The organism is Leptospira perolatii (assembly GCF_002811875.1).
GTDB lineage: Bacteria > Spirochaetota > Leptospiria > Leptospirales > Leptospiraceae > Leptospira_B > Leptospira_B perolatii.
Genome location: NZ_NPDZ01000009.1, coordinates 40393 through 54122, shown reverse-complemented (window position 1 = coordinate 54122; position 13730 = coordinate 40393). Strand labels below are relative to the sequence as shown.

The window sequence follows — 13730 nt, the reverse complement described above, 5'->3', positions numbered from 1 at the left end:
ATTGAGAAAAAAGAGGACCCAAATCCCATACTCTTTCATTTTGATCCTTTGATTAAAGCCAAACCGTGATTATTGCATATTGCTCTATCGCTGCATTTAAAAAGCTCAAAATCCAAATTTTTTACCGAAGCGGGTAAATTAATTTCTCTTTTCTCTGGATTTACTAATCTATTAAATCTTCCTTTTAGGGATCCATTAGCAAATACGAAATTGGCGAGCATCGTGGATTTTTTTCCCGAGTATTCATCGAAACAAATTACTTCGCTATTGTCGATGCGACAATTACCATTCATCGTATATGAAATCGTTTTCGTCTTTACGTTTACGATATAAGTTAGATAATACTCTAGCGAAAGTTCACGATTAGTCCATAGGCCATCGAACTCCGATAAAGTTGCATCTTTCCTTACATTAAAGAAATATAAATCTCCTGTTGGAAAGTAAAATTCTTCAGACGGTTGCTGTGTCCCTTCCACAATATAAAACCCTTTTATTAGCACCTCGGGCTGCAGCCGTTTTCCAAGATACTCACCTGAGCAAACATAGAAATATTTGCCGGCCAAGTAATCCAACACTACTGGAGATTGATCCTCTCGCGACTTGTAAAGTTTCGGCTTAGTTGTAACAATCTGCCCTTTAGTTTCACTCGTGCATTGTTCTTTCGATCCAAGGTTGCATGTAAATAGGTAGCTGCTAAGGATTACAATTAATGCATATTTCATCATTACTCTTACCATCCTCCGTAATCAGGCCTTGCCCTTCGATCCCTAGCCATCTCGGCAGGAGTTAAGGACATACCCCAGTGCAAATGATTCAAGTGTAGGTCGTTATTACCAGGTCCTCCTACATTGGGTTTTGGATCATATCCATCCTTTTCAAGATTGTAGTCCATGCCATATGGTGAGAACACCTGTGTATAACGATTATCATGCATCGCGTTACTACCAAGTGCATTTAGAAACCTATTTAACCTTGGATCTGAATTCATCCTTGTCCCGGCAGCATCATCTGGTGCCATTTTTGCGCCACTTGGAAATTCCATAAAGTTTTTTGTATCACCGTCGGCGTATACAATTTTCTGAATATCAAAAGCAGTACTACCCATTGGAACTCCATGGTGTCCACCAGATGCTAGTGGCCGACCTAAGCCATTTACCTGCATATAGGAAATATCCTGTTCCATAGCCGTCTGAAGGAACGTGCCTACCGCCGTATTCGAATGTCTATAGACAACCTCTTCTGGAGTGATTCCCTGTGGGCTTTGAGTTGGATCACTGGCACATTGATAATACGTAGTGCAGAAATCCGAAGTAAGCATGATATTCATCGTCTTCCCATAAAGGCTAGCACTAGTCACCCTTTGGACGGAATTCGGATTATTTGCTAGAATGGGTTTAACATTATTCTTAAATTCATACGCGAGGTAGTCCTGCTCTTCTTGATTGCTCAACTGATAACCGAGATCTAATTTCTTTTGCGCAATGGCGTGTTCTTTTTCAATTTCGTTTTCAATTCCATTTCCAGCCTGGGCAATCAAAGTCGCATCATCATGAAATCCATCACCCGTAACAAAGTTGCCGATTCGTTGAAAGAATCTACCGACGCTTCCTGTTGAATTATAGCTTCCTTCTGCATCATATTTTAATCGTGCTTTCTCAAATTCAGTTCTCCGACCAATTACTTCAACGGTATTGGTGGCACTGTTGTAACCGCCGTATTCATTTTGATTGTGCACGAGAATAGAATTTTCGCCAACAAAGTAGGTGTGCGTTTGACTAACCTCAAAGTTGTATACAGTTTCTACTCTTTCACTAACAGTTATCTCCTTTATCGGAAGTTTAGTGCCGTCATGACTAATGACCAGATCATTCACTTTTAAGTTTCGGACTTCCACCCATCCTTCTCCAACTACCCAGAAAGGGTGATTCCAAGTAGTTTCAATGATTTCTGCATCATTAAAGGAAAGTTTATATATTAAATCTGTGTTCCTCCTAAAAAGCTCCGTAACGATCCTAAATTCAGTAAGTTGAGTATCTTCATCCCAACTAAGGACCTCATCACCAACTTGAATTTGCTCAATCGGCTTTAGCCCGACTTTTGTATGAACCAACGTCCCGGCTACAAAGCATGTTCTAGGATGAAAATTTCCTCTTTCATCAATGAAGCCTTGCGTACTCGTTCCAAAACCCAGGGATCTGGCAATATCGTCGTAAACGTCACCCGCAACTTTTTCATACCAAGTATCTCGCGAGCCATCTTTTGGACCGGTTTGTTCCATCTCAGCTTTGTATGCTGCCAAGATTTCTTCATCGTTCATTCCTTTATATTTGTCTAATGCACGTTTTCCCGCGAGCCACTCTTCTTTTTTCCCCTGCAACTCGAGATCTGCAAGTGCTTTCGTATATTCCTGAGCTTCTTTTTGGAACTTATCAGCCTGTGCCTTCCAAAGTTCCTTCCCAAAGTTCTCGTTTCCTCTGAGTCCGCCTTCCTTAGAATAGCTGAGCGCACGAATATCATTAATATCTAAATTACCCGAAAACCCATCCCTCTCGTTCCAAGATAAACCACCCGAAATAGATTGTAGGCTCGGCATAGTTGGTCTTTGTGGCGCAAGAGGTCTACCGGTCACATCGTATCGATTTGCTTGGAAAGTATCCGAATACGAAGCACTTAAGCTAGCCCCGAATCCTGCTTTCTCGCTGTAGGAAAGGCCAGCGTTTACATTCGTCGTTTTTGTACGAATTCCATCCCGACCATTTACCTGATCTTTGGTTTCGTAAGAATCCGACAAAGTTGCGCTTACATTCGCACCAAATCCATTGGTTCGATTGTAACTGATTCCTCCAGTCAATGAGGTTCTGCTAATATTAGCTCCATTCTTCGTTTCGGTCGTTCGAGTCGCACTTAGATTTCCGGAGAGCCCGCCCGAATCGCTATAGCTCAAACCGGCGCTCACCTTCGTAGTACCGCCGCTTCCCTTAATGTCTTTAGAGTAACTTATACCCGCGCCAAAACCCGCGGACTGACTGTAACTGACATTCAGACCTAACCCACTTAGAGCGTTCTTGCCGCCAACCGTCAGGCCTAGATCTACTCCAAATCCACCACTCTGAGTATAGCTGACCCCAGCACTAAAATTCCCTAATTTCAGTCCAGCGCTTGCACCAAAACCTGCTTGCTCCGAATAACTCGCTCCAACACTAACGGCTTCACCTAACTGAAGACCTACGCTCCCACTAAATCCTTCGTCATACGAGTAACTTACTTCAACTCCCGTATAGGTAGAATAAGCAGAAATTGCGCCTGCGGCTGCGCCTAATACTCCTCCTTCATAGGCTCCTTGAACTGCATTATAAGCTGCTAATGCAAGCAAGGACGCTCCACCGGTAAACGGAGCCGCAATCACTGCAGCAACTGTAGCTATCGTGCTCACGACGTCCTTATTATCGTGCATGAATTTGGCGACTTGCTTTCCGTCTAATAAGCCTAAGGTGGCAACTTCCATAACGCCACCGACGGCATTTGAAAATCCGTCGCCCTTCAGGTCTTCGCCTTGCTGTTTCATCTCATCGTATTTTTCTTTGAGCTTTAGGATTGTATAAAACTGTGTAAAGTGGTGGTCTCCAAACGCTCCACCCTCAGTCGGCCCAACTAAATAACCAGAGTTCATCGCGGCCTCTTCCATATCCTTTTTGCCGCGCTCATCAGCTTTACTATATTTCAGCGCAGACTCAGGGTCTGTAAATAGCCTCTGCATTCCAGCCGTTGCAGCCCTTTGAACCCTCGCCATTGCCTTAGGATCGATTACCGTGAGTGCGATTTCTCGGTTGGCAGGATTATCAGGGTCGTAAATTCTTTTGAAGTCTATCTCCATCTCATTTTGAGCGAGCTTTACCATCTGCTGCAGTTCAAAGGATTCAGGGCCGCCTTTTGCAGCTAATGAATTGTAGTTCGTGAGGTCCCATTCCTTTCCTTCACTGTCCTTAACTGTTGGGAAGGACCGAGGCGGAGTGTATATAAAGAAAGAATAATTTGGTAAAACTTGCGCCTGCGGTTCTCCTGTAGGACCAACCGTTTGACGTATAAAAGTGTCACCTACAGGCAAGAACCCACCTTGCATCAATTGCTGACCAAGCTGTTTTCGAAGATCCTGATTTGCCTGATTGATGGTTTCTGCATAGGTAGTCGGAATAGAATAAAGACTATCCAATGTCTGGAGAACGACCATCTTCTGTGTTCTATCATCCATTTCCTTCCGCATCTGATCAAAAGCTTTTACATTAGAACTATCTAATTTAGAAGATTGCAAATGATCTATGAAAAACTGGATGTCCTGAAATGCACCCTGATTTAGAAGTTTCTCATCCAATTTGGCTGGAGCCTCTTTTAAAACAGAATTCAGGATCGCATTTGTATTCAGGTTCGCGGCGACTCCTACAGGTAATGTTTCCGAATAGTTGTCTATAGTTTCCTGGATTTGGTTATAAGCGTCGCGAATTCGCGTAGAATCGTCCGACTTTTTCATCATAGAAATAAAATCCGATTCCCATTTCGCTTTGTCGTTTAGCGCTTTTTCTATTTTTCTTAAATGTGCATCTTCGCCTTCTTTTGCCTTCTTCCGGAAATCCGTTCTCCATTCATCCCAGTTCCTGAGTACAACACTAGCCATATCGTTAAAGCGAGCATTGCCTGTATCCTGGAGGAACTGTATGTTCTGAACCCATTCCTGTTTTTTTGCGAAAAAGTCTGCTTCCTTGGAATCCCAAAGTGCAACCTGGACATCCCTTTGCTGAGACTGATTGAGTTCGTAAAGTTGATCTACGATTTTTCCTTGGCCCATATAATCGGAAATGACCGTTCGATACATTTCGTACTCTATATTTTGTCCGGAATTCTTGCTTAAATTCTGCATTAGATTTGCATAAAATTGTTCGCGATCATCCAAAATATCTCTTTTGTCCACTTTCTGGCCACCTGGACCGATAAAAGCTTCCTGAGCAGCATAATATTCGTCTCTTTCAATATCGTACTGTGCTCGCGCAAGAACTGCTAAGGCAGAAACAAACTCATCTCCCGAAGTCATAAAAGCAGTTTTGACTCCGTCACTATTCTTAGTAGTGGAATCAGTGGCTGTAGCGGAAGCGCCTCCAGGAACATAGCTGGTATCATTACGAATTAGTAATCCATATGCGTCGTGAATGTATCTATTTTGAGTAACCGGATCTCCGTTCTTTCCTGCAATTCGATCTAAATTGAGCGGTTCTTTTCCTCCCTCCCAGCGTAAGCTACTTGGTGCCAACTTTCCGGAACCTGACAGATAGTCCAAATCACCTGCGACCAATCCTGTGTTGATTTTAAACCGTCCCTGTGTATCTCCGGAACCTAACATTACAGTTCTTAGCTGCTCGGCAGTTGAAATATCCGTATAATAATTCAGCTCAGCCTGAAGATCCTTCAGATTTCCTGCATATTTTGCGGCATCGTCAATCCCCCCCATCAAGGTACGCGCAGTCTCGCCAAGTCTTTCCCGGCGATTGATCGCCTCTATTGCGATCGTGGGATCTCCCCAAGACATGATCATGATAACTAGGGAAGTAGCACCGATCGCCTCCCAAAGCTTTGCTTGCATATTGTTAAAATATTCTGAATAAGTATTTGAGCCCAATCTTTGCGCAGCAGCTTGGTAGGATCTATTATCATCCTGCCAGATCCATACCCCGTCTAATGCCTCCGTAACGTTTTTCATATAGGAGGCTGCACCACCAGGCCCTCTTCTAGCATTCACAAATCCTAATATGTTATGTTCCGGATATTTTAACGCAAGGCCACCGCCGTAGCTGAGAGGAGAAGTTGAACCGCGGGATCCACTAATAAAATCCCAAGCCCCGATTTTACCGTTCAAGATGCCCTCAACAATGGAGTATTCATCTCTGAGGTCCTTCTCATTCTTTTTATAATTGGATTTAGTTACGTCGAGCAGGCCGTTAAGAGAATTTGCATTGATTTCATACGCCGGCGGAACCAGGATCAGATCTAGCTGTCCCTGCAAATTAGAACGTTGCGTTGCAATTTCCCTTTTCAGGGTTGTTATTCTATCTTTAATTACAGTTTCCGCTTTACTAAAACGTAATGCTCTCTCAGCCCAATCTTCAGTTTGCTGCTTATTCAGGGAAACTTGGGAATCAGCATTTAATGCCGCTATTGTAGTTTTCTTATCTACTCGTTTCTGTATTTCCTCGATTTCCTTTAATTTCGCGGTTACTTCGGTAGTCGCGGAGTCCAATCTTTCCTTGGCTAGGTCCTTAGGCTTTTTCAGCTCTGTGACCGGGGCATTTTCTTCGCTTTGATGCTGAGAGTAATTCAATAAAGTAGCAAAATCATACACAGAACTTAATTCCGAAAGAGCCTTGGACGAATTTTCCAACTGATCGTAAGAAACTGTAATCTCTTGTCGTTTTGCGGAGTAATTACTCTGTATTGTCTCTACAGCAGTCTTTTGAGTATTGAATTCTGCTTCAGATGATTGAAAGTCGGTGAGAGCCGAGTTGAAATTATCCTTATACACCTGAAGGTCGCTTACAAGTGCGTTCTCCAAGGCAACGCCTACTTTGCCTCGGTATTTCTGCGCAATTTGCGTAAGGATACCGATACTTTTTCCTGCGGTTATAATGCTATCCGCTGAAGAGCTCATGCTGCCTTTTGCAGATGCTGTTTCGGCATAAGGATCACTCACCGCAAAGCGACCGGGTAAATTATTATCTACATAGTTTTCTATGATTCCGTACAGATTATCGAGGCCACCTTTAAATACGTATTCTCCCTCGGAGTCCTTCTCATATACAGCATCTCGGATTTCGTATCCTGAAGCCCTAAAATCCTCGAGTGCCCTTCTGATCGATGGATTCGCATCCGCTTTTAAAGGATCAAAAGTAGCGCTACTGTAACTCTCTACTATACCTAAAAAGTTGCCGAGTCTCTGCTCTGCCTGCATCTCCAATTCGCGGAGTCTATCCTGAATTTTCTTCTGATCAGAGGGTTCCAATTGCCCAAATGGAGTTATATTCAAGTAGCTTAAATAAGATTCTACTAATACGTTCTTCTTAAGGATATCGTAGGAGAATTTCATATTCTTCTCAATTCTGTCGGCCTCAACGATTTCCTTTGTAAATTTCAAATCCTGACCATCGAGCTTTGATAAAAAGTAGTCAAACCCAGTCTTATGTTGAAAGTTTTTCAAAAACTGTTCTGTTTTTAGTCCCTGAATCGGATTTTCAAATCCAAACGGATTGTACAATCCGGCTTGCGAAAGGACTAAACCTTGTTTTTCGGAATCACTAATGCCACCTGCTAATTTTCCACCCAAGTAAGAGAAATATTCCGACTCTGAATCTCCCACGTAACCGGAAAGAATCGTGTTCATCCTGACGGCTTGATTCAAAGATGATACTAAACTATCCTCGTATTTTTTTTCCTTTAGCCAATTGGAAAGTCCGACGAGATCATCTGGTTTCAAATTTTGCGAGTCCGTACCATTGTAATAATTGGCGAGTAAATCACGCTCTTTGAGTTTTTCGGTTTTCAAATAATAGGAGGAATTTCGCTCTAAGTAATGACTTAGAAAATCTGAAAGTATTGTTCCTTCACCGTTATCTGTTCCCATTCTAAGCAGATATTCATTGAGAGCGGCCGCTCTATCTGCAGAATCAGAAGTTTTCCAGCTCGGATTAGAGGAAAGAAAGGCAAGATAATTTGTTACGATCGCATAATCTTTTAGCTCCGGAGGAAGTGCTCCGACAGATAACAACTGTCCCTGAGAAATAGAAGCCTGGATCTTATCATAGTTGCTAGCAAGGGATTGCGTCTTTAATTCCTCGCGAATCTCTGGATCCGTGACGGTTAAAATTGCATCGATTCCTGTGTTTATTTCCGCACTGTATATTTTGACTTCGTCGGAATATACTTGAAGGTAAGAAGTGAGTTCTTCAATTTGGAGCGCAGTAAGGTCATTTCCTATAAATTTAGCACTCTTTTCAATTCTCGCACCATTTTGTCCCGGAAGTATATACTTTCCAGCTTTGACTTCGGTGATAAATTGATCTACGGTAGTATTTTCATTGGTTCGAATTAAGAATGCCTGAGCCAGGTTCGATTTATGCGCTTCCCAAGCATATTGCCTTAACGAACCCATTCCTGTAAGGATCTCGCCATCCAGGGTGAAATTTTTGTTTGAAAGCTTTCCCTGGAGATCATCAAATTTCTTTAATGTTTCCTCTATCTTGTCCATGGAGGTATAAAGCGGTTGCCCGGACTTTTCAAGATTCCTTAATGTATCTTGAAGGTCTCTAAAAAGAGTCTGTGACTCTTTTATTGCCGTAGTGTGCTGCTTCGCAGATTCCCAATTACTTTGTGTGGAAGCAATAGTCCGGTCAGAATTTGGAATGCCTTGGAAAAATCTTAACTTCTCGATTTCGTCAGTAAATGTACCCGCATTTTCCAAAGCCTCAAGGACTGATGAATTTACTTGTTCCCCTTTGGCTTGCTTTTCTAAAAAGAAGGTCCGAAGTTGATTCACGTAGCCGACTAGTTGTTCTTGGGTAACTTGATTTTTCTGCCCGTCGCCTAAGAACACTTGTATCCTGTCCTTCAAGCCATTGCGAAATTCCTCGATCTTCACAGAGACTACTTGTTTGGATTGCTCTGCATTAGCAAGCTGAGCAAATCCTAACTCTGTTGATTCTATCGTGCTTACCTTACTTGCAGCTTTCGAGTAATCATTTTGGCGTTCAAATGCGGATACACTGTTGCGCGCAAACAATGCATCCAACAATATCAGTCCATCGACTGTCTGCCCTTGCGAAGTCGCATAATATTGGAAGTCATAAACTCCGCCGTTGTTTTCATAGTCGGCTCGGATACCAGCCGGGAGTAGTGGTAACGAGTTGTTATTCACAAGAAACTTATCCGGCAGACCCATCACTTCCTTCATACCCGAAAGTAATGTCCTCGCGTCCTCGTTCACCTTCACAGTATCTGAAGACAATTTCTGCAAATAGTAATTGGTTTCGGTAAAGATTTGCTTAAGCGCGTTAAATTTATCTTTAACTACTGTAACTTGTGCGACAAACTCAGGACTTCCCGGTACCAAGCTCGATAACGCTGAGCGTTCGGCAAGAAAGCTATCATTTGCATCTTTTAGAGAATCTTTTGTTGCACTCCATTCCTCTAATGTAGTTTCAAACTCTGAAACATACTGCTCCAGAGGCGAAAAATCTACGTCTTTGAAGATCAATTCAGGAGGAGTACTCGAATCTTTTGCATCTTTGAGATTATATAGGTTCTGAACTTCTCCAAATCGATCTGAGTAGTAGTCGCGGAGATCATCAACCATCAACCCGAGCACTGCCTCTGGAGCCTCGGAGGAGGATCCTAGGAAAAGATTTATGTTCTCTAATGAGCTCTGTAAGGTGTCATTCTTTTCCTTCAAATCTTCCGAATAGTTTAAAGTTTCCGAATATACTTGAACCGCTTGCTTTGCGTCAAAAATGGTTCCGAGTTTATCAAAGTCCTGCAAAGTGGATAAGAACTCCTGCTCGCCCGTCTTTCCACTAAGCCAATCCTGTAGAAGATTTTTCCGCAATGCCTCTGCTCCCCAATCGTGATCTGTATTATCACCCAACTGGAAGGAATCTTGCAAAAAGTCGGTAGCATTTAGGTTGGACAAGCTTCCTACATACTCATGTATCTCTTTCAGCAATCCATTTGTTTTGTTTTCTTGGAGCTTAAAGTAATCGTCCCTTAATGCACTCAATACACCTCCGGATCGAACTTGATCCGCAAATGCATCAAACCTTTGGACAACCGCGTCTAAAGCCTCTACTTTCTGGATTGCTTGCTTAAAGAAGAAGGTGCTTCCAAACGAATAATATTCACTTAACTCGCGTTTGTCGTCGTTGTTATCTCCTTCTCGAATCGAATTTCTCTCCGATTCGCTAAGTGCTCCACCACTTTCATAAAAGGAACGAACTTTTGCCGCGCTTGAAGTCTGTAGTTGTAAAGCTTCGATAAATTCATCGTAATCCGCAGAAGCCAGAGATCTACCCAACGAATTCCGGTTAGCCCTCACATAATCGAGCACCAGTTCCATGGCTTTTCTTTCCTGAAGCGCATCGGTTCCCACATCAAGATTCGTAAATCGGTCATCCGCATCCTTTAAGATTTTCAGATATACCGAATCGATATTCTTTTCTTCTCCTGAAAGGTCTTTGAGATAATCAGTTAAGATTTCGAGAGCTTTTTCATTCAGCCGCGCACCTTCCAGGTTTTTGTGAAGCTCTGTGCTTTTTTGAAGGGCTGCTAAAGTTTCGGAATTTCCATCCGGATTCAAAAGGAACTGTAATTCTGTCTTCCTACCCTCGTATTCAATTTGAAATCCATCATACATCGAAAGCAGCTCCGCGGAGGCTTTCTTTCCGATTGCACTTCGGTTTTCTAAGCTGGCCCTAAACGCCTGGACCGATTGGCCAAATCCCGCGAAAACAGTATTAAGATTTCCGAATGGTTCAGCGGCGTTTCCTAAGACAGAACTCCATTCTTTGAACCCGGAGTCGTACATTGTGGAGATTTCGCTTAAAGTTTTTTTAGCCGCTGTTCTCTCCATTCCTGTTAAGGTGGAATCGATAGTCGCACTGCCTATTTGAAAGCTATCCAAGAAGACAGTATTTAAATATCCGGTTGTCTTCTGGATCTCACCCAAGTATGTCTGAAATGCACCTACCTTTAGAGCGCTTTCTTGCATATTCCCGGTAGCAGAGAGAATCTCGTTAGAGAATTCAATGCTCCCCTTTTTTGCATTGTTCGCGGTGGCAAAATCCAAATAATCTTGAGCACTTTCTTCTATACTTTCGAAACCATCTCTCATGGAATCCGCGCGGTCATTCCAATCACTGACTAGCTGATTCAAGTAGAGGATTCCCTGATCCAATTTATTGATATCTATATAAGAAATATCGAATGAATTGGTTTCCGAAATAGAATTTCTGAGCAGAATCATTTTATCAAGATAGCGCTCCAGGTCCTCTTTTTTAGAATTGAGCTGAGCGATAGGAAAGGATGAAGAGACACCTTTGACAGCGTTCACTTGAGAGGAGAAATTGTCTGCGCTAGCCAACACTGGTTGATCCAAATCGGTTAGCCCTGTTTGCAAATTCACAAGATTTGATCTCATCTGGACGGACAGTTCATTTCCGTAGAGCGTCACCAAATTGTTCCCCGATAACATCGAATCTATTTTCTCAGATAAACTCCCGCTTTTATTCAAAAGAGTTTCCAAGAGTGACTTGTTCTCTTTTAATTTTTCAAATTCCAGAATCTTTTTTAGAGTTTCATTATAGAATGATTCCGTTCGAAGTGCATTCTCCCGCTCATAGGAAAGCTTATACATTTCTGCTTCCTGTTGCCTGAGAACTTCTCTTTGCCTTTCAATTTCTTTGCTCGCCTGGAAAATTTCATATCTGAGCCCAGAATCCGTTTTGTTGTCCCCCGGATCCGTCTTCAACTCACCTATCTTGCCAAGTAATTGAGGATTGTTTACTAAAACTTGCATTTTCGTAACAGATTCGTAAGCGGCTCGCCTTTCCTCCATGAGGGCTCTCGTTTCCTCTAACTTCTTACGCTTCGTTTCTAAAACTTTATTTGCTTCCTCTAATTGAGATAAAATACTTCCTCCGCTGGTAGTTGCAGTTCCGCCTGTGTTAGTAGTATTAGGGTTCAAACCCGTGGAAGAAGAGCTAATGTCTCCTCCTCCATTCAGTTCTGCGAGTAAACTTAAGTAAGCCGTCTCCTGAGTTTTAAAAGCGCTCCTAGCAGTCTCCAATTCTGTGGCAATCTGCTCAGCAGTACGATTTCCTACATTTTGGACCGCGTAGTCGTAAACTTTTTGAGCCCTGTCTTTCTTTTGCTGAAGTAGATTTAACTCTTCTTTGGCAATTTTCAGCTCCAACTCCGCGCTTGTATAAATGAACGAATCCGAGCCCCCTGCATTTACGAGTAGGCCCTGGCCAACCTCGGTTCCTCTCATGTCTTGGTCATGGATCTGATTCTGAGAAGCACTGACTATATTACGAATTCTTGTTTCTAGGCCGGTCCAATAGTTGAGCTGATTCTGATATTCAGTAATAATTCCCGGTCCGTAGCCGCTACCTGCGGCGTTGGCACGATCCAGCGCCTCCCGGAAGAATTGCTTGTTTGAAGTTATAGTCGCTAAAGTATCGGCTCCTCCGCTGACTACGTTTTCAATCCCGCGAACGTGAGCCTGCCACTGTTCATTATTTGTGGCTATAGTACGATCCAGCTCAGTGATCGCTTTTTGTTTATTTTTTTGTAAATCGGAGGCGGATTTATCCCAAGCCTCCAGTCCCTTTTGAATTTGTGCTTGGACGGTTTTTGTCCAATTTTCCTTTGCAGTTATGACTTGATTGTAAGCTTCGGTCCAATCGCCTTCTCCGCTTTTCCATTGCTGACCAGTCGCATCATCAAATCTTAATTTACCAAGAACCAAATCATCGATGGCGCCCTGCCATTGACTTTGTCCGTCTTGCAAAGCTTTTAGGAACTTAGATTGATAATCCTCTCCCTCTATGGCCGAAATCGGCGGAGCGATAAAGGATCCATCCGGTGGAAGAATTCCGCCATAGTTATCTTGGATTTTTCTCTTTGCGCGGTTTATTAATAAAATTGCAAGTTCAGATGGATTCGTTTCTTGCGCGATTCGGTTTTCCAAATCATCGTTTTCGTTTTCCTTAGCAACAAATTGGGCCCTATAAGAACTGACGAGTGCTGACTCTTCATACGAATACTCGGCCAAAAAATGTTTCTTAATCTGAAATAGCGAAACTAAGAATGAATCTCTCTCATCTTGGCTCGAAAAACTAACACCTTGACTCAATCCTACAAGCTTTTGATCTAGCTCCCCTTCCCAATCAGAACGAATAGCGCTCAGAATACTTGTCATTGAGCCGTCGAAGAGATTCACTTTTTCACTAGCATTCTCTCCGCTTCTTGACAACTGCTCGGCTTGTGCAATCGCCTGAAAAATTATATCCTTATCAATATTACTAATGGTGCTTTCCAGACTGCTACCAGTAACCCGAGCTTTCCAGTCGCCCTTCCTAGTATCGATTTCTCTTTGAACGTCCGATTCCCATTCGGCTAGAACTACTAATTTATCTTTTTCTAATTCAATTCTTAGCTGGTCTCTATCTGCCTGTGAGTTTTTTAGGAGCTCCTTCTCTATTTCGCGCTCAGCGCCTGCTTCCCAATCAGCCCTTAAGAGTCGCGTTCCTTGCAGGAGGGTCTGATCCCAGTCTGACTCGTTACTAGCACCGTCTGCTTTTCGATACTGCCTTTCTAATTTTCCATCGGAACCGTTTCTCCATAAATCCCGAAACATACTCGGATCCGCCGCTAAAGGAGAAAGGGCGATATCCAATATCACGATGGAGGTTAACGCATATTTTACGAGACTTAAGAAAAGAAGTCGGAGATACTTCCCGAGTTTCCGCTTACTTCGTTTAACACTTGTAGGAGTAAGAAGGCTCCGAAATTGGAGATCGCTCCATGACATAAAAGTGGAGTATTTATTTTTAGGTTCCCATTTACTTTGGGATAGAGAGATGTGGAATATTTTTTGGAAAAGATAGTTAAAGAAGCTTTGAATTTTCGCTAAACGTAGT

At 42.7% G+C, this 13730-nt stretch carries 2 protein-coding genes; both read right to left on the bottom strand.

Features of this window, described 5'->3' with window-relative positions; all coding sequences use genetic code 11:
• Positions 1-35: 35 nt before the first annotated feature.
• Positions 36-737, bottom strand: coding sequence for a hypothetical protein (locus CH373_RS13755; RefSeq protein WP_100714159.1), 702 nt, complete (start codon positions 735-737; stop codon positions 36-38).
• The gene (locus tag CH373_RS13750) at positions 731-13447 is read right to left on the bottom strand and encodes a Hint domain-containing protein (RefSeq protein WP_125169991.1); all 12717 of its coding nucleotides are present in this window, start codon (positions 13445-13447) and stop codon (positions 731-733) included. The genes CH373_RS13755 and CH373_RS13750 overlap by 7 nt, the downstream gene beginning before the upstream one ends.
• Positions 13448-13730: the final 283 nt, after the last annotated feature.

Coding starts and splice junctions, on each gene's coding strand:
- CH373_RS13755 (WP_100714159.1), bottom strand. CDS start 737: ATGGTAAGAGTAATGATGAAATATGCATTAATTGTAATCCTTAGCAGC.
- CH373_RS13750 (WP_125169991.1), bottom strand. CDS start 13,447: ATGTTTCGGGATTTATGGAGAAACGGTTCCGATGGAAAATTAGAAAGG.